This window comes from Nocardia australiensis (assembly GCF_020733705.1).
In the GTDB taxonomy this organism is placed as follows: domain Bacteria; phylum Actinomycetota; class Actinomycetes; order Mycobacteriales; family Mycobacteriaceae; genus Nocardia; species Nocardia australiensis.
In genome coordinates, this window is record NZ_JAJFZM010000002.1 from 140605 (window position 1) to 159123 (window position 18519).

Below are 18519 nucleotides of genomic sequence, written 5' to 3' on the forward strand. Positions count from 1 at the left end.
GTTCCCGTCGTGTGGGGGACCAATGTCCTCTTCCATCGCGCGGATCGCGCATGGTCGATGGTGTGCGAACGTAAGGACCTCGTCGACGGGGCGGGTGGCGTCGCGGGTGGCTTCGATTCACCGTCGGGGGCGGTGCCGATACGGATCAATACCTGCGGAAAGGTCCGGTGCGGCAGCAGCGCGGCCAGTGCCCGCCGGCAGTTCGGCGAGGTGGGCGACCGGCAGGTCCTCGTATCGCTGACGACGACGGCCGCGCTTAGCGTGCGTCACCCAGTGCCTCTACATCGGTCGGCTCCGCTTTGTCGATCAGCCGCATACCGGTCACGATGTTGGGTTCGATCTCGACGACGATATCCATGGCCGCGGCGACACATGGTCGAAGCACACGTTCATAGCGTGCGATTCGCTCGGGGTCGGTGACGGCATGGGCAAAACCGGTCACCACGACCGTCCAGCCGATATGCGAGACAGTGTCGATGTCGTCGGCCTCGTAGGCGACGACAATGGGTGGTTGGGGCCGGATCGCCGAGGTCAGGCGAGAGGTAAGCCGGGTGCGGATGATGATCCGGCCGTCATGTTCGACGAGATGATTGACCGGCCGGATCGCGGGTAATGCGTCGCGGGTGAAGACGACTCGCCCGAAGGCGGCGCCGGCGAGCAGGCGTATCGCCTCGTCACGATCGAGTGCGACGACACGGCGGACGTCGCCGTCTATCACGGGCTCGGGTGAGGTCACGGCGCGACACCTCCCCTCGAATATAGGACTATCCGGAGATTTCATCGCACCATCACCCTCGGCGGCGGTGATAGGGCCGAAGGTCCTACTGCGGCACTGCTTCTGCGATCATCGCCGAGGTGCCATGAACCCATCGCTGATGAGACTGCGGCCGGGCCTCATATTGCGTGGATGGTTTCATCCGGGAGTCACGGTGGTGGGGCGAGTGGCCTATCACGGTGTCGGGGTGTGTTCGCCGGTGGCCGGCGGGCCCGAGTACGGCCGTTGCAATGCGGCGAATCCTGGAGTCGACGCCATGGTGATCAGAGCGCCGAGAAGATCTGCGCCACCCTCCGCCGCGGGGATCTCGGTCAGCACCGGGCCGACGAATCCGCGGCCATCGACGGCGACGATCGGACATCCGCCCCGGCCCCCCAACGCCTGCTGACTGGCGAGGTGTGCTCGGGCAACCATCGGGTCCAATCCGCTGTCCTCGGCGGCTTTGGCCAGTGCCGGATCCATGCCGAGTGCGGCGAGCGTGGTGGTGAGTGCCTCGCCGGTCATCGGGTTGCCCCGGACATGAGTGCTGACGCCGAACTCCTGATACAGGGCTGTGAATCCCTCGGCGCCGTGCCGGTCGGCGACGGCGGCGAACAGCCGCCCCACGCGCCGGGATCGATCGATCATCGGCCGGTGGCCGGCATCGACATCGTGGCCTTCGTTCAGCACGGCCAAGCTCATCTGTCGCAGGGTGATCTGTGAGTCGGTACCACTGCCTGCTCCGAGTAACCACTGCGCGCTCACCCATCCGAATGGGCAGACCGGATCCAGGTACAGCTCTATTGCTGTCATTTGTGCGTGCTCCTTCGTCGTGGGCCCCGGTACCTGCTGTGCCCGAGGCCGCCTTTCCTCATATACCCCCGGGGGTATTGTTGGGTCGAACTCGAGTATACCCCCAGGGGTATACTCGATGACGGGTTCAATACGAAAGGAAACAAGGCCGTGGTAGGCAATGAAGAAACGATCGCCCTGGTGCTCAACCGGTTGCGTCGCGCCCAAGGACAGCTCGGTGGCGTGATCGCCATGATCGAGCAGGGGCGCGACTGCAAAGAGGTCGTCACCCAGCTTGCTGCCGTCTCGCGGGCATTGGACCGGGCGGGATTCAAGATCGTCGCGACCGGCTTGCGTGAATGCCTGACCGGTGCAGGTACCGACGGTGCCGAACCGATGAGCGAAGCCGAACTCGAAAAACTATTCCTCGCTCTTGCCTGAGCAACGTAACGAAAGCGCATCGATCATGACCCTGGCCATCTCCACCACCCTGCACGCCGACAGTTTCGACGAGGCCGTCGAACTGACCCGCAATGCCCTGGCCGAACAGGGATTCGGCATTCTCACCGATATCGATATGGCAGCGACATTGAAAGCCAAACTCGGCGAGGACATGGAGGACTATCGCATCCTCGGCGCCTGTAACCCGCCGTTGGCGCACCGGGCGGTCGATGTCGATCGCCAGATCGGATTGCTGTTGCCCTGCAACGTGATCGTCCGCCGGAACCCCGCCGACGCCGGTACCGTCATCGTCGAAGCCATGAATCCCGACGTGATGGTTCAGGTGACCGGTGAACCCGGGCTGAGTCCCATCGCGGCGGACGCCGCCGCCAAACTCCGGGCCGCGATCGACACCCTGCGTGAGCACTGACGCGACATCGGTCGATCCGGCCGGCGAAGCCGGCCCGGAGCGTCAACACGACGAGGATCTTGGACCGATCGGCGCGTGGTTCGGGCCGTCGCGGCTCGCCGGTGATGGTGGGCAACTTGCGCCCGACGTCCGCTCGCGTTCGTCCTCGGTTATCAGCGCGTCGCGCGGTATCCCCGCGGCGGCAACCCAGGGCAGTCGCTACCGGCCCGCGTACACGCGCTCGACGAATTCGGCGACCTCGGCGTCGCTGAGATGCCTGGCGACATCGACCTCACTGATCATGCCGACGAGTTTCTTGTCCTTGATGACCGGGAGTCGCTTGATGCGGTGCGCCTCCAGTTCGCGCAGGACCTCGCCTGCGTCGGCATCGGCGTCGACCCAGCGTGGGGTGCCTTCGCACAGGTCGGAGCAGGTCGTGCCCGCCGGATCCTGTCCGATGGCGATGCACTTGACGACGATATCGCGGTCGGTGATGATGCCGCACAGTCGTTCGTTCTCATCGCTGATCGGCAGCACACCCACATCGAGTTCTCTCATCAGCCGCGCCGCGTGCTCGACCGTGTCCGTGTGTGACATCCACGTCGCGCCGGGATGCATGATGTCCTTGGCTGTCGTCATGGGTCTCCTCCTTGTTCGAGCAACTCGGGGATCTCATGACGCTAGTTCGGCTCGGTCCCTCGCGAAAGAGCAGAAGGTCCTCTCGGAGACCTGACATTGTGCGTGGCGCCGGCGACCGAGGTCACCGGCGCGATGGTCTTTGCGCACTCCCTGTCCATGCGGCCCCCGTCGTTGACTGGTGTAGCGAGGTACAGACGTTACTGCGTGAGGCGGAGGCGAGATGGGCACTGGGAGCAGCCACCACGACGGCAGGACGGTCGAGCCGGCGCAGTGGGCGCCGATCGATAAGTCGGCGGCGGATATCGCGAGGGCGAATCTCGCCGATTTCGCGCGGGTGTGCCGTGAATTCTCCTGGGCCGCTGAACGATCGCAGCTGGCCGGGCTGCCCGGTGGTGGTGTGAACATCGCCTACGAGGCGGTGGACCGGCACCTGGACGATCCAACTGGAAGCGCGCCGTCGCTGCGGTGGCTGCCGGCTTCCGGAGGGTGTACCACGCTCGGCTGTACCGATCTGGTGTCGTCGAGCAATCGTTTCGCCAATGTTCTGCGCTCGCTGGGGGTGCGCCGCGGGGAACGCATGTGCACACTGCTCGGCCGCACGCCTGACCTGTATATCTCGACGCTGGGCGCATGGAAGGCCGGGTGCGTGGTATCGCCGCTGTTCTCGGCGTTCGGACCCGAGCCCGTGCGGCAGCGCTTGGCGCTGGCCGAGGCGACCACGCTCGTCACCACCGCCGCCTACTACCGCCGCAAGGTGGCTCCGATCCGGGATTCGCTGCCCGCCCTGCGGCACGTGATCGTCACCGACACCGAAGCGGACCTGCCCGCAGTCGTGGAACTGCCGTCCGCCATGACTGCGGCTGAGCCCGAATTCTCGATCGTGCGAACGGGATTCGAAGATCCAGCATTGCTGCATTTCACCAGCGGCACCACAGGCACACCGAAGGGCGCGATGCATGTGCACGGCGCGATCGTGGCGCATCGTGCGACCGCACGTTTCGCGCTGGATCTGCGGGCCGGAGATGTTTTCTGGTGCACTGCCGATCCCGGATGGGTGACCGGCATGTCCTATGGCGTGATCGCTCCGTTGAGTCTGGGGGCCACCGTGCTCAGCGACGAGGCCGAATTCGATCCGCAGCGCTGGTACGACATTCTCACCGCCGAGCGGGTATCGGTGTGGTACACCGCGCCGACCGCGCTGCGCATGCTGATGCGCCATGGCGACGAATTGCCGTCCGGAACGGATCTGTCGTGCCTGCGATTCGTCGCCAGCGTCGGTGAGCCACTGAACCCGGAAGCGGTCGTGTGGGGTGAACGGGTCCTGGGCCGTCCAGTGCACGACAATTGGTGGCAGACCGAGACCGGTGCCATCATGATCGCGAATATCGCTGCGGCACAGGTGCGCCCGGGATCGATGGGCCGCCCGTTGCCGGGGGTCGATTCGACGGTGCTGCGCCGCGGCGCCGACGGCCGCGCCGCAGTCGTGCACGGGACGGTCACCCCAGCCGAAGTGGGCGAAGTGGGGGAACTGGCGCTACGGGCCGGCTGGCCATCGATGTGTCGCGGCTACCTGAACGAACCCGGCAGATACGCGAAGGCTTTTGCCGACGGCTGGTATCTCACCGGCGATCTCGCCCGTCGCGATGGCGACGACTACTACTGGTTCGTTGGACGCGCCGACGACGTGATCAAGTCGGCGGGCCATCTGGTCGGGCCGTTCGAGGTGGAGAGCGCGTTGATGGCGCATCCGTCGGTCGCCGAAGCCGGAGTCATCGGCACGCCCGATCCGGTGGCGGGCGAGTTGGTCAAGGCCTTCGTGGTACTGCGGCCCGGATACAACCCGGGGGAGTCGCTGCGCTCCGAGTTGACCGCATTCGGGCGCCGCATGCTGGGCGCGGTGGCACCCAAGCAGATCGAATTCGTCGACAGTCTGCCGCACACCCGTAGCGGAAAAGTGATGCGCCGGCTACTGAAGGCGCGCGAGCTGGGCCTGCCCGAAGGCGATGTGTCGACACTGGAGGCGGCACGATGAATACCAGCGGCATACACACCGCAGACTCGGGCCAGCACAGTATCATCGGCACGTTGCCCGCCGCGGGGGATCCTGTGGCGGCGGCTCGAATCGAATTGTTGCGGCAGATGATTCGGATCCGCTGTTTCGAAGAACGCTGCGTCGAACTCTACAGCGCCGAGAAAATCCGCGGGTTCCTGCACCTGTACATCGGGGAAGAGGCGGTGGCAGCCGGGCTACTGAGCGAGATCGGATCCGATGATGCCGTCGTGTCGACCTACCGCGAACACGGCCATGCCCTCGCGCGCGGCATCCCGATATCGGCGTTGATGGCGGAAATGTACGGCCGCACGACCGGATGCAGTCACGGCCGCGGCGGATCGATGCACCTGTTCGATGCCGGTCGCCGTTTCTACGGCGGTAATGCCATCGTCGGCGGGGGGCTGCCGGTCGCGGTCGGATTGGCCTTGGCCGATGTCATGGCCGACCGCACGCGGGTCACCGTGTGTTTGTTCGGCGACGGCGCCATGGCCGAGGGAGAGTTTCACGAGTGCCTGAATCTGGCCGCGTTGTGGCGGCTGCCAGTGCTGTTCGCGTGCGAGAACAACCAGTACGCCATGGGCACCGCGTTGGCCCGCGAGCACGCGGCGACCGACCTGGCGCTGCGGGCATCGAGCTACGGACTGATGGCATGGCCTGTGGACGGCATGGACGCGGTCGCGGTGGCGGCGGCGACCCGCCGCGCGGTGGCCTCGATTCGAGGCGGCGGCGGGCCGTGTTTTCTGGAGCTGCGTACCTATCGATTCCGCGCGCACTCGCTCTACGACGCCGACCGTTACCGCGACAAGGCCGAGATCGCACGATGGAAGCAGCGCGACCCCATCACGACGTTGTTCGAACAGTTGCGCGCGACCGGGGACATCGACGACAACGCCAGGGCAGCCCTGGAATCGCAGGCCGCGGCGGAGCTGGACGCCGCGATCGTCGCGGCCGAAGCCGCACCGCTGGAGCCGGTGGCCGAACTGACCCGCCACGTTTACGCGGAGCGGTCATGACCACCTACCGCGATGGAGTACGAGAAGCCTTGCGCGACGCATTGATTCGCGACGAGCGAGTATTTCTCATGGGTGAGGACGTGGGCGCCTACGGTGGGTGCTTCGGAGTCAGCCGCGGGCTGCTCGACGAGTTCGGTCCGCGGCGCATCCGCGATACCCCGCTGAGCGAATCGGCATTCGTCGGTGCGGGAATCGGTGCGGCACTGGGCGGTTCGCGTCCGATCGTCGAGGTGATGACGGTCAACTTCAGCCTGCTCGCGCTCGATCAGATTCTCAACAATGCCGCAACGCTGCGACACATGTCCGGTGGGCAACTCGGAGTGCCTCTGGTCATCAGGATGGCGACCGGCGCCGGACGCCAGCTGGCCGCCCAGCACTCGCACAGCCTGGAAGCCTTCTACGCGCATATTCCGGGGCTTCGGGTGGTGTGCCCGGCCACGGTTGCCGATGCGCGCGGCATGTTGTGGACCGCGCTTGCCGACCCCGATCCGGTGGTGATCTTCGAACCGATCTCGCTCTACAACAGCGACGCCGACCTGCCGGTGGATGCGGGCGCGGTCGACATCGACAATGCGGTCATCCGGCGCGCCGGCACCGACGTCACCCTCGTCGCCTACGGGGCTTCGGTCCCCGTCGCCGCCGATGCCGCTGAACAGCTCGCCGCGCAGGATATCTCGGCAGAGGTCATCGACCTGCGTTCGCTACGGCCGCTCGACGAGGCGACCGTGCTGGAATCGGTGATTCGTACCCATCGTCTGGTCGTCGTCGACGAGGGGTGGCGCAGTGTCGGTGTCGCTGCTGAAATCGCCGCTCGCGCAGCCGAACACGCGTACTACGATCTTGACGCACCGATCGGCCGGGTATGCGCCGCGGAAGTGCCCGTCCCGTACGCCCGTCAGCTCGAGGAGGCCGCGCTGCCGCAGTCCGCCACCGTCGTCGCCGCGGCCCGAGAGGCGGTGGGAGTGCGGTGACCGAATTCCGGATGCCGTCGCTGGGGGCGGACATGACCGAGGGCACGCTGTTGCACTGGCTCGTGCATACCGGCGATGTCGTGCACAAGGGCGATATCGTCGCCGAGGTCGACACCACCAAGGCCGCGATCGAGATCGAATGCTTCGACGACGGTGTGATCGGTGAGATCCGCGTGCCGGAAGGCCGAACCGTCCCGGTCGGGGCCGTGCTGGCCACGATAGACACCGCCGCCGTCGGTAGCCCCACCACCACAGGACTTCCAGCTGCAGAGCGTTTGCTTCCGGTCGAGCCGCTCCCAGAACCGGGAGGGGTGGCAGCCGGTTCGAGCGCCGAGGCGGTTGCCGGGGGCCGAACCGGACCGCCCTCTGCGCAGGCATCGGAAGCCGCTACGTCTTTGGACGGACATCAGCATCCGCCGGCCCGGACGACTCCGCTGATCCGTCAGCTGGCCGAGCAGGCCGGGCTCGACGTGGCCACCCTGCGCGGCTCCGGTCCGAGCGGGCGCATTATGCGCGTGGACGTCGAGCGGGCGGCGAGACAGCAGGATATTTCGCCCCCACGAGCCGATCGTCCCAATGTGCCGGAGTCGGTCCGCCCGGAAGATGCCGCTGATCCGGAGATCGGCAAACCAGCAGTAAGCGGTGCGGACAGCGGTCGACGGCCGACGGGCGAGGTAAGTGCTGCCCCGCCTGCGCGAACCGGTGCTCATGTGCGTGCGTCCGGGCTCGCCCGCCGCCTGGCCAGCATGCGCGGGATAGACCTATCTACCGTCACCGGCAGTGGGCCGGACCGAGCTGTTCATGCGACCGATGTTCGCGCTGCGAGCGAGGAGCCGGGAGTCCGCCATCAGGCGTCCGAACCTGCCGCTGTGATCACACCGGCGCCGGCGACCTCGGATGCCGCTGGGACCCACGATGTCGCGGCGATGCGCACAATGATCGCCGCTGCGATGGTTCGTTCGAAACAGACTGTGCCGCATTACTATCTGTCCGAGACGATCGACGTCTCGGCGCCCACTGCCTGGCTGCGGGCAGAGAATCGCACCGTCTCGGTGGCGAGCCGGATCCTGCTTCCGGCCTTGCTGTTTCGCGCCATCGCGGGTGCTGCCCAGAAGGTGCCGCAGCTGAACGGGCACTGGATCGAAGACGAGTTCCGGCCGGCCACCGCTGTCCATCTCGGTGTCGTCGTCTCGCTGCGTGGCGGCGGGATCATCGTGCCCACCATTCCCGGCGCCGGCACTCTCGACCCGCCGGCCATGATGGCCGCGCTGCGCGGGGTTGTGGAGCGCGCGCGCTCGGGACGCCTGCGGTCCGGCGACGTCACTCCCGCCACCATAACGGTGACCAATCTCGGTGACCTGGGTGTGGATTCGGTCTTCGGTGTGATCGCCGCACCCCAGGTCGCGATCGTCGGATTGGGAGCGGTAGCCGAGCGGCCCAGTGCGGTCGGCGGCCTGCTGGGGGTGCGCCCGCAACTGACCGCCACCTTGTCCGCGGACCACCGCGCCAGTGACGGCGCCACCGGCGCCCGCTTCCTGCACGCCGTCGCCGATCTGCTGCAACGCCCCGAGGAGTTGTGAATCACCATGCACCCCACCATGTCCCGAGAATTCGCTGATACCGCTGTGCGCGCGGCACTGCGAGGTTTCGCCACCGACGTCGAACTCGCGGCCTTGGAGCCGGATGTACCGCTGCGCGATGCGCTGGAACTGGACTCCATCGACTTTCTGACCTTTGTCGAGCGATTGTCGCAAGTGCGGCGTGAGCGCATCGAGGAAGCCGACTACCCGCGCCTTGCCACTGTCGATTCGTGTGTCGACTTCCTCACCGGCGGCCCGAGGTTCGGACCCGGCGGCGAGGCCGACCGGTCATGAAAGCGATGCGAGTCATCTGTGGCACGGCCAATCCACCCCTGGGCGATGCGGTCGTCGGGCATATCGGGGTCGGTTCGGGCAGGTGCGCGCTGGAGCGATCTCCCGACGGCGAGGTCCGCGCGACCGTCGAAAACGTCGCCGCCTGTGACGTTTACGTCGTCCAGCCGACGTCGCCGCCCGTCGCTGAACATCTCTTCGAATTGCTGCTGTTGCTCGACGCCTGCCGACGCGCCGGTGCGAGCAGGGTCACTGCGGTGGTTCCCTACTTCGGTTACGCCCGTCAAGATCGCCGTACCGCCGATGGCGAGGCGATCGGCGCGCGAGTCGCCGCCGAGGCGATCGCCCGGGCCGGCGCCGACCGGATGATCGTCGTCGATCCGCACACCCCCGTGCTCGAAGCGATGTGCGCGATTCCGGTCGAGGTGCTGACCGCGGTACCACTGCTCGCACACGAACTCGCCCCGGCGCTGATCGGCCACGGCGTTGTTGTCGCGCCGGATCTGGGTGCGGGCGAACGCGCCGAACACTTCGCGTCGGCGATGCGGGCTTCGGTCGCGGTGGTGCGCAAACACCGCGAAAGCGAGACCAGCGTAAAGGCTTTGGACCTACTCGGCGATGTCGCCGGTTGTCCCGTGGCGTTGGTCGACGACATGATCAACACAGGTGCGACGATCGAGGCGGCGGCTCGGCTGGTTCGGTACCACGCCCACGACATCGTTGCGGCCGCTACTCACGGTCCGCTCATTGCTGGTGTGGCGTCGCGCCTGCACCGGCTCGGGCTGCGCCGGATCGTCGTGACCGACAGCGTGTTGCACCGGGAGGAGTTGGGCGCGATCGAGGTCTGCTCGATCGCGCCACTGCTCGCCGAAGCCGTTCTCCGTCAGCACCACGCCTCACCGTGGACAGCAATGCAGAGACTTTCGGCCTGGGGTGCGGGACCTGAACGAGGGTAGAACGGCCCGACAGTCGATCCTGAAAGGCTGCCGAGACAGTGCCTTCGGATACTCCACCCGGTGTGTGGGTGGGGCGACAATCGAAGGTATCGAAAAACGGACTACAACGTGGTCGTTCTTTCAGCGGCAACGTCACAACGAGGTGGCTCCCGGTGATCGATCCCGCGTCGGTTCGGCAGAATGCGGCCATCGGGTTCAGCTGATCGTTTCGTCGGCTTTGCGGTGCAACCACTCCGCCAGTGGCGGAGTCGTGGTTTCTGCCGATGGGGTGGGACCTGTGACGGTCTCTGCATGGGTGACTTCGTCGACGGTAAGCGCCAGCGCGGAAACCGTGTGTTGTTCGGCTGCGTCGGCGAACATACCGCGGATGACCGCACGGCCGTCGTCGACCTGAATTGTCCATTGGCGTCGGCTACCGGCGTAATTGTCGAGCAGGGCACGGACTTTCGCTTCTACAGCTGCATTATCGCGGACCAGGGCGTGCAGAAGGTCGCGGCGGGCGACGATCCCGACCAGGATTCCGGCCTCCACGACGGGCATCGAACGCAGCCGCCGGGTCAGCATACGGGCGGCGACGGTGGCGATATCGGTGCCGGGCTCGACGACTTCGGCAGGGATGGTCATCACCGACTGAACCGTGGCGGTGGGCCGGTTGTCCGAGGCCGATAGTGCGTCCGATTCGGACAGTATGCCGATGACGTGGTCGGCATCGTCGACGACCGGCAGGGCAGCGAAGCCGTGCTCGGTCAGCAACAAGACCGCTTGCGGCAGTGGTGTTTCGGGTCCGACTGTCACCACCGGGCGGGTGAAAATATCGCGTGTGTACATGGCATGACCTCCTACGTCGACGATCCGCCGAACGTCCCGGTCCCGGATAGAGGCCGTCGGCTCACAAGTGGGGACCTAGGCCCGCGACCGTTCGGGTATATCGACCCATATCGGGGCCGGTACGTGGCATCGTTCGGCTCGGCGAAACCTCGGAATCTACGCGGTGAGCACAGTGTCAGCTGAGGGCGAAGGTCCTGCCGGTGTGGGACCGACGCCCGCGGCGACGGGTATGTCCGGAGCGTTCATAGCAGCGTTTGTCGCCTACGGGAACGAAAGTTGAAGTGAACACGCGGGCCGATCGCCGGACGATCGTCGTCGGTGTCCAGGGATCGTCGCCGTCGATGAACGCTGCCCGGTTCGCGGCGTACCTGGACCACAACCCGCATGGTCGGGCGCGGGGGCGATGCTGGCCGAACAGCCGCCATCGCCTAAATCTGTTGCGACTGCGTAACCGAAGAAACAGTCGGTGTGCCGTTGGTGGCCGACTGAGTAGCGGGGTGCAGGGCGTCGGCCGCGGTGGACTCGCGAGCGAAGAAGCTGCCGATATCGCCGATCGCACTCATCAACGGCGCTGGGAAGACGACGGTGGTGTTCTTGTCGACGCCCAGCTCGATCAGCGTTTGCAGGTTGCGCAACTGCAGCGCCACCGGATGCGCGACCATGATGTCGGAAGCTTCACCCAGCGCGGTGGCTGCATACTTTTCACCTTCGGCGGCAATAATTTTCGCACGCTTCTCCCTTTCGGCCTCGGCCTGGCGAGCCATCGCGCGCTTCATGCCATCAGGCAGCTGAATATCCTTCAGCTCGACCAGTGTCACCTCCACACCCCACTCCACTGTCGTGGCATCCAGGATTTGACGTATGTCGGCGTTGATGACGTCGGTGTCGGCGAGGGCCTGGTCCAGGGTGTGCTGGCCCACCACTTTGCGCAATGTGGTCTGGGCGATCTGGTCGATAGCCGCGTTGACGTTCTCGATCACGACCACCGATTTCGCGGCGTCGACCACCCGGAAGTACGCCACCGCGGAGATGTCGACGCTGACGTTGTCACGGGTGATGATCCCTTGCGACTGGATCGGCATCGTCACGATGCGCATCGATACGATGCGGAGCCGGTCGGCGATCGGAATGATGAATCGCAGACCGGGTTCTCGTACCGCGATAAGCCGCCCCAGGCGAAACAGCACGCCTTTCTGGTACTGGCTCACCACGCGGATCGACAATGCCGCGACGCAGGCCGCGAGTACCACGGCGACAATGACCACGACGATAGCGGCGGTAGTGCTCACGGTGCCCGCCTCACTTCCGTACCGGGCCCCCCACATCTGCGATGCTAACCGGGCGGGTGGAATCGTGATATGGACGAAAGTCCTCGATATCGGTGTGCGCCGAAGGTCAAGGCTCATCACCGGTGACTTCGACAGCACACCCGATATCGAGGTGATCGCCTCCGGGATCGCGACCGTGATCGCCGTGCTGCTGAAACAGGCGCGCGGCGCGTCTTGGTAAGCGGCGCGTCCCGCGAAAGGCTCGGAGATCCGGCACGTATCAGGTGTTGTGGCGGCGCAGGAACCAGCGATGAATTTCGTCGGCCCCCCACACGATGACCGGGAACGGCAGCACGAATGCGATCATCCACGGTGCGAGGGCGGCGGTTCCGAGCAGGTGCTGGAGTAGTGGCAGGTACACGACGGCGGCGGTGAGTACGATCTCGAACGCGATGCCCCATAACAACATCGGATTCGACAGAATTCCGATCGACCATAATGAGGCCCGCTCGGTGCGCGCGGCGAACGCGGTGCCGATCTGACCGGCGACCATCCCGACGAACACCATCGTGACCGCTTGCAGGTACGGCTGATGCAGGGCGGTGCCGGGCCCGGTGGGGTCACCGGGCTGCCATCCGGCAAACAGCAGCACTGCGAAGAACCCGGCCAATGCGAGCACTGCGGAGAGTGCACCGAGAAACAGCCAGGCGCGCAAGAGCATCGGTCGCGTGATCACCGGCTCGCCCTGCGGTCGAGGCGGACGGCTCATGATGCCGGGTTCGGCACGTTCGCGGCCGAGGGCCAGGGCAGGCACTGTCTCCGTGCCGACGTCGAAGGTCAGCAGCAGCGGCACCGTCAATGGGATCGGTACGGTGCCGCCCGACAGTGCGAACACCAGGAACGGCAGGATCTCGGGGGTGGCGTGCGCGAAGATGTAGAAGATGAATTTGCGGATGTTGTCGTAGACGCGGCGGCCGGACTGCACTGCGGCGGCGATGGTGGCGAAATTGTCGTCGGTGAGCACCAGGGTGGAGGCTTCGCGCGCGACATCGGTTCCGCTGCGGCCCATGGCGATTCCGATGTCGGCCCGGCGCAGGGCGGGGGCGTCGTTGGCGCCGTCGCCGGTCATGGCCACCACATGGCCGGTCGCGCGCAATGCGTCGGCGATGCGGAGTTTGGCCTCGGGGGAGGAGCGGGCGAAGATCAATTCGTTCGCGCTCGACAGCAATCGGTCGAGTTGGTCCTCACTCATGGTGTCGAGTTCGGCGCCGGTGACGACGATCGGGTCGCCGTGGGTGATGCCGACCTGGCGGGCCACCGCAGCGGCGGTGGCGCCGTGGTCACCGGTGATGACCACGATGCGGATCCCCGCCGTATGGCAACGAGCGACCGCGTCGGCGACTTCGCGGCGTGGGGGGTCGACGATGCTGACCACTGCGAGCAGGGTGAGCTCGGACTCGGCGGTTTCGGGCGAGGAGGGATCGGGCTGCTCGGCGGTCAGTGGCCGATCCGCGATGGCCAGCATCCGATACCCGTCGTGGGCCCGCGCCTCGACCGTGGCGAGCACCGCGGTGCGGCGTTGCGAGGTCAGCGGACGCGGGTGGCCGTCCGGTGCGGATTCCGTGTCACACAGCGGGATCACGGATTCGGGGGCCCCTTTGACATGCACCGAGCGCTGCCCGTCGCATTCGTCGATGGTCGACATACGTTTGCGTACTGAGTCGAAGGCGAACTGCCGCAACCGAGTTCCGCACCGCGCATTCGGGTCCAGCGCGGTCGCGGTCGCCAGGACAGCGATATCGGTGGCGTCCCCGGTGAGCGAGCCCGCGGTGGCGTGTGCGTTGTTACACAGCGCCATGGCGCGCGCCACCCTGGCCGCAAGTGTGGAAACCGTTGTGGCAGATTCATTGTCGACGCCGATGTCGTCGCCGCAGAGTTCGGTGTCGCCCGAGCTGGTGTGCACGGTCGTGACGTGCATGCGGTTTTCGGTGAGTGTTCCGGTTTTATCGGTGCAGATCACATCGGTGGAACCGAGCGTCTCCACCGCGGACAGGCGTTTGACCACCGCTCCCTGGGCAGCGAGACGACGAACCCCGATGGCCAGTGCCAGCGTGATCACCGGCAGTAGGCCCTCTGGAACATTTCCGAGCAGCAGCCCGACCGCGAAAATCACCGCGTCCAGAAACGGCAGACCCGCCCCGAAGATCGCCACCGGAATGAATGCCGCCCCGAGTGCCACCGAGATCAGTGCGATCAGCCAGGCCACCCGGCGGACCTGATGCTCGAGCGGACTCTCTTCGGCGTGCACACGTTCGGACAGCGCCGCGATGCGCCCCAACTCGGTGCGCATGCCGGTGGCGAATACGACTGCTTCGGCTTCGCCCTGGGTGCAGGCGGTCCCGCTGAAGACGACGTCGGTGGCCAGCAGTAGCGGCACCCGGGCATCGACGGGTTCGGCGCCGCGGTAGACGGAAACCGATTCGCCGGTGAGAGCGGACATGTCCACCTCGACGCCACCGTCGAGCAGCCGGGCATCGGCCGATATCTTGTCGCCTTCCGCTATGACCAGCACATCGCCCGGTACGAGATCGGCGGCTTCGATGGAACGGCGGTGGCCGTCACGAATCACGGTGGCGCGCAACGGTATGAAGGCGCCCAGCGCCTCTACCGCGTGTTCGGCATGGCGCTCCTGGGCGAACGCGAAGACCGCGTTGAGGGCGATCACCGAAACGATCGCGATCGCGACCGCTTCGATACCGATCGAGAATGCCAGGATCGCCGCAGCCCACAACAACAACGCCAATGGGTGGGTGAATTGCCGCAGCAACTGGCGGGGCCACTGGCGAGTGCCGCGCCGGCGGAGCGCGTTGGGCCCGGCATGGATCAGCCGCCGTTGCGCTTCGCGGGTCGACAATCCTCGGCGTGAGCTGCGCAGATCGCGCAGTAGCAGGTCGATTGGCTCCGTCGGCTCTACCCGGCCCGGTAGATCCGCCGCGTGATGGCCGGTTGCGTGTGAGACAGCGCTCGGCATCAGAGATCACCGCGGCAGGCGCGCGCTGGTCGGGCTCATGGGGCCTCCCTCGAGCAACCGCGATCGTTTTCGGTGAATATTCCAGCGATATCCGACTGTATGCGCGGGTGGTCCGGGTTCGGGAGGGACCGGACGCATCGGGATCGGCGACAGGCGTCGGTCACCGGGATGACTTTCGGCCCTGGCACGATTACCGCACGCCCGCATGGCGCGGTACGAGGGCTTGGCGCGGGACTTCGGTCACCCCCGGGGCGACGACTCGATGCCCTACCCAGCTGTTCGGAAATCCCCGTTTGATCGACGACTACGGAAATGGATTGCCTTCATGCCCACATAGACGAGCTGTACGTTGTCGAGTTGGTAGAAATGACGTCGGCGACGAGTTGTTCGATGCCGTGCTGCCGTACCTCGCCGGTCAACTGTTCGAGTAATTCGGTGCCGATTCCCGATTGTTGGTCTTCGTGCGCCACGACCATCGCTACTTCTGCGGGGCGAGAGCCGTGCAACAGGATGTAGTTCGCCATCCCGATCAGGCGGCCGTCGATGAATACACCCACCGCGCAATGCTTCTGGTCGGTCTTCGATATTTCGGCGGCGATGTGCGTCAGATTTTTCGGAAGCTGTCCAAAGAACCGAAAATAGCCGTTCTCACCCGGTGCCGCATGCAGGTCGAGCACTGCGGCCGTGCTTTTTCGATACAACGTGCGGCGACCAGGAAACGACAAGTGTCGCGAGTCCCAGTAATCAGATCATGGCGATTGCTTCCATGGTCTGTCTCCTTTTCTTCGTGTTCGGGGTGATTCTGATGGTTCGGTGGTGCGGGCCGGGCGGTCAGCACGACGGTCACGACTGTAGGTGGGTTTCGGCTCGCCGATAGGTCCGCAGAGCTGCGGCGATGGTGTGTTGCAGCGGGCGGTGGTGTCGAGAAGGACCGCACTGGGCCAAGGTGCTCGGTCGACTGCCATGACCGCATACACGTGTTCCCACACGGCCGGTGTATAGGCCGCGGCCGTATTCTCCGCTCCGGTCACCTACGATGCCGCAGGCCCGGGCATCGGTGCGAATATGGTCGCTGGACAACAGGATCGCATCGGTTACGGCCGCCGAGTTCCGAGGGACCGTCGACTTTCCGGTGCCGGGAGACTGCCGATCAAGACCAGCGGACAGCACCTGACTCGAGATGCCGCGACGCGATGTCGACATGTTCGTCGGCATGCGACGCCGATTCCGGTGTGCCCTGAGGAAGCACACGTAGGCAACCTTGCGCGCACGATTGCTCGATAGGCGATGTACTGGTGGCACAGCGACCGCGGAGTGGGGTCGCGTCAGCTGTAAATAGTCGTCGACGACCACTTCGGTCAGGTCGCTATGCTCGAGCATCTCCAAGTCCATGGCGAGAAAACAGATATCGTCGAGCCGGTCGACGTGGCGGAGTTTCGTCGTCGAAGTCGAGACAATCGATCACTTGAACACCGTCGTCGGCGACGAAGATATCGTCGGCTTCCGCTGCCGTATTGCTGTTGATGAGCTATTCACATTTACCGCCAGGATGGCGCACACTGTGAGGGTCGCATCTGGCGGATATCGGTGCGGTGGTCGGTGCAGTTCAGTTGGGTTGTTCGGTGCGGTCGATTCCCATGGAGGAGGGCCTGTGAACGCGTATCCAACGATCGCTGAGCACGGCATTGTGGGTGATTTACAGACGGCGGCGTTGGTGTCCGCGACGGGCACGATCGACTGGTGGTGTACGCCGCGGTTCGATTCACCGAGCGTTTTCGCTTCGCTGCTCGATAGCGAGCGTGGCGGTTGCTGTCGGTTGTCTGCGGATCTGGCGGCGGACGAGGTGACGATTCGTCAGCTGTACCTTTCGGACACGGCGGTGCTGGTCACCCGGTTCATGGCAGAGGGCGGGGTCGGGGAAGTCATCGATTTCATGGAGCCGATCCAAGATCCCGCACCGAGTGATCGGCATCGGTTGGTGCGGATCGCGCGGGTGGTGCGGGGGAGCCTGCCGTTCACGCTCACCTGTCGCCCGAGGTTCGACTACGCGCGCGCCGCGCACACGCTCGCTTTGCGCGATCAGCGCTGGGCGATCTTCCAGGGGCCGGACACCGATCTGCACCTGCAGACGACCGAGCGGGTGCCGTTACACGCTGAAGGCAGTGACGTGTCCGCGCAGTTCACTTTGTCTGAGGGGGAGACGGCGGTGATCGTCTTGACGAGCATGGACAGTGACGGTGCTGTGCCGGTACCCCCGGTCCGGGAGGCGGTGCTCGCGGAGTTCGAGGCGTGCCGCGAGTTCTGGCAGTCGTGGCTGCGTTCGTCCACATATCGGGGTCGTTGGCGAGACATGGTCAATCGTTCGGCGATCACGTTGAAACTGCTCACATACGCGCCGACCGGGGCGCCGATCGCCGCGGCCACCATGGGGCTGCCGGAGCAGACGGGTGGCGAACGCAATTGGGATTACCGCTATACCTGGATTCGGGACGGTTCCCTGTCGGTGCGGGCCCTGATCGACCTGGGTTTCACCGAGGAGGCGTATGCCTTCCGGCGCTGGTTGCGCGACCGCCTCGAAGCGGGTGGCACTGCCTCGGGTGAGCCGCTGCAGATCATGTACCGCATCGATGGAGATCCGCGGTTGGAGGAGGTGATACTCACTCATCTGGAGGGGTATTGCGGTTCGGCGCCGGTGCGGGTCGGGAACGCGGCGGCCGATCAGATCCAGCTCGACATATATGGTGAGGTGGCCGACGCGCTGGCGCAGACGTCCGATATCGGCGGCATCTCGGGCTGGCGGGCGTTCGCGAACCTGACCGACTGGCTTGCCGAGAACTGGGACCGTCCCGACGAGGGGATCTGGGAGACCCGCGGCGGCCGGCAGGAATTCACCTACAGCCGACTGATGACGTGGGTTGCGTTCGATCGAGGTATTCAGCTGGCCACCCAGTACTCTCGTCCTGCGGATGTGGCGCGCTGGACGCGCGAACGAGACACTGTGTTCGCCCAGATCGTCGAGCGCGGCTGGAGCCCGAAACGACAGGCATTCGTACAGCACTTCGCCACCGATGTGCTGGATGCCTCGCTGCTGCTGATGCCCCGGATGGGTTTCCTGTCACCGCAGGACCCAGCGTGGCTGAGCACGCTCGACGCGATGGACGACGAGTTGGTGAGCGACAGTCTGGTCTACCGATACGACCCCGAAGCATCCCCGGACGGCCTGCGGGGGGTCGAGGGCACTTTCAACCTGTGCAGCTTCCTGTATGTGGAGGCGTTGGCCCGCGCAGGGCGATTGCCCCAGGCTCGCTACGCGTTCGACAAGATGCTCACCTACGCCAATCATGTCGGTCTGTTCGCCGAGGAGATCGGCCCCTCGGGCGAGCAGTTGGGTAACTTCCCGCAAGCGTTCACGCATCTAGCCTTGGTCGCCGCGGCAATCGCACTGGACGAAGAGCTAGACCGCGCCGAAGCTCGGCCGACCGGTTCTTAGCTG

At 65.5% G+C, this 18519-nt stretch carries 17 protein-coding genes; 10 read left to right on the forward strand and 7 right to left on the reverse strand.

Annotation, left to right across the window (positions count from 1 at the left end; genetic code table 11):
• Nucleotides 1–256: 256 nt before the first annotated feature.
• A complete protein-coding gene (locus LKE06_RS15325; protein ID WP_227999597.1) occupies nt 257–736 on the reverse strand; it encodes a pyridoxamine 5'-phosphate oxidase family protein in 480 nt (159 codons plus the stop codon).
• 213 nt (nt 737–949) lie between these two features.
• Nucleotides 950–1567: a mycothiol-dependent nitroreductase Rv2466c family protein gene (locus LKE06_RS15330; RefSeq protein ID WP_227999598.1), complete on the reverse strand. Its 618-nt coding sequence runs from the start codon at nt 1565–1567 to the stop codon at nt 950–952.
• Between the two features lie 150 nt (nt 1568–1717).
• On the opposite strand from LKE06_RS15330, the gene LKE06_RS15335 reads away from it, so the two are divergent.
• On the forward strand, nt 1718–1987 hold the full coding sequence (locus tag LKE06_RS15335) for a metal-sensitive transcriptional regulator (protein WP_227999599.1): 270 nt from the start codon (nt 1718–1720) through the stop codon (nt 1985–1987).
• A gap of 25 nt (nt 1988–2012) precedes the next feature.
• Nucleotides 2013–2417 carry a DUF302 domain-containing protein gene (locus tag LKE06_RS15340; protein WP_228000633.1) on the forward strand — a complete coding sequence of 135 codons (405 nt, stop codon included), beginning with the start codon at nt 2013–2015 and terminating at the stop codon, nt 2415–2417.
• 198 nt (nt 2418–2615) lie between these two features.
• On the opposite strand, the gene LKE06_RS15345 is transcribed toward LKE06_RS15340, so the two are convergent.
• On the reverse strand, nt 2616–3035 hold the full coding sequence (locus LKE06_RS15345; RefSeq protein WP_227999600.1) for a CBS domain-containing protein: 420 nt from the start codon (nt 3033–3035) through the stop codon (nt 2616–2618).
• Between the two features lie 220 nt (nt 3036–3255).
• Between LKE06_RS15345 and acsA the strand changes: the two genes are divergently transcribed.
• Genes acsA through LKE06_RS15375 form a run of 6 tightly spaced genes read left to right on the forward strand, consistent with a single transcriptional unit; the run spans nt 3256 to nt 9899 of the window.
• Nucleotides 3256–5067: an acetate--CoA ligase gene (gene acsA, locus LKE06_RS15350; protein ID WP_227999601.1), complete on the forward strand. Its 1812-nt coding sequence runs from the start codon at nt 3256–3258 to the stop codon at nt 5065–5067.
• Nucleotides 5064–6101, forward strand: coding sequence for a pyruvate dehydrogenase (acetyl-transferring) E1 component subunit alpha (gene pdhA / locus LKE06_RS15355; RefSeq protein ID WP_227999603.1), 1038 nt, complete (start codon nt 5064–5066; stop codon nt 6099–6101). Before acsA ends, pdhA begins: the two co-directional genes overlap by 4 nt.
• Nucleotides 6098–7072: an alpha-ketoacid dehydrogenase subunit beta gene (locus tag LKE06_RS15360; protein ID WP_227999604.1), complete on the forward strand. Its 975-nt coding sequence runs from the start codon at nt 6098–6100 to the stop codon at nt 7070–7072. Before pdhA ends, LKE06_RS15360 begins: the two co-directional genes overlap by 4 nt.
• Nucleotides 7069–8652: a dihydrolipoamide acetyltransferase family protein gene (locus tag LKE06_RS15365; RefSeq protein WP_227999605.1), complete on the forward strand. Its 1584-nt coding sequence runs from the start codon at nt 7069–7071 to the stop codon at nt 8650–8652. The genes LKE06_RS15360 and LKE06_RS15365 overlap by 4 nt, the downstream gene beginning before the upstream one ends.
• A gap of 6 nt (nt 8653–8658) precedes the next feature.
• Nucleotides 8659–8946, forward strand: a complete 288-nt coding sequence (locus tag LKE06_RS15370) for an acyl carrier protein (RefSeq protein WP_227999606.1) — start codon at nt 8659–8661, stop codon at nt 8944–8946.
• Nucleotides 8943–9899, forward strand: coding sequence for a ribose-phosphate diphosphokinase (locus tag LKE06_RS15375; protein ID WP_227999607.1), 957 nt, complete (start codon nt 8943–8945; stop codon nt 9897–9899). The genes LKE06_RS15370 and LKE06_RS15375 overlap by 4 nt, the downstream gene beginning before the upstream one ends.
• 195 nt (nt 9900–10094) lie before the next feature.
• Here LKE06_RS15375 and LKE06_RS15380 read toward each other — a convergent pair whose 3' ends face one another.
• Complete coding sequence (locus tag LKE06_RS15380; RefSeq protein ID WP_227999609.1) at nt 10095–10727, reverse strand: CBS domain-containing protein; 633 nt, start codon at nt 10725–10727, stop codon at nt 10095–10097.
• A 428-nt stretch (nt 10728–11155) separates the two neighbouring features.
• Complete coding sequence (locus LKE06_RS15385; RefSeq protein WP_227999611.1) at nt 11156–12052, reverse strand: slipin family protein; 897 nt, start codon at nt 12050–12052, stop codon at nt 11156–11158.
• Here LKE06_RS15385 and LKE06_RS15390 point away from each other — a divergent pair.
• Nucleotides 11985–12236 (forward strand): hypothetical protein, encoded by a 252-nt coding sequence (locus LKE06_RS15390; RefSeq protein WP_228000686.1) that lies wholly within the window; start codon nt 11985–11987, stop codon nt 12234–12236. The two genes, LKE06_RS15385 and LKE06_RS15390, sit on opposite strands and share 68 nt — an antisense overlap.
• A gap of 39 nt (nt 12237–12275) precedes the next feature.
• On the opposite strand, the gene LKE06_RS15395 is transcribed toward LKE06_RS15390, so the two are convergent.
• On the reverse strand, nt 12276–15026 hold the full coding sequence (locus tag LKE06_RS15395) for a cation-translocating P-type ATPase (RefSeq protein ID WP_227999613.1): 2751 nt from the start codon (nt 15024–15026) through the stop codon (nt 12276–12278).
• A gap of 323 nt (nt 15027–15349) precedes the next feature.
• Entirely contained in the window at nt 15350–15703 is a 354-nt protein-coding gene (locus LKE06_RS15400; RefSeq protein ID WP_227999615.1) for a GNAT family N-acetyltransferase, read from the reverse strand.
• A gap of 974 nt (nt 15704–16677) precedes the next feature.
• On the opposite strand from LKE06_RS15400, the gene LKE06_RS15405 reads away from it, so the two are divergent.
• A complete protein-coding gene (locus tag LKE06_RS15405) occupies nt 16678–18516 on the forward strand; it encodes a glycoside hydrolase family 15 protein (RefSeq protein ID WP_227999617.1) in 1839 nt (612 codons plus the stop codon).
• Nucleotides 18517–18519 lie beyond the last annotated feature (3 nt).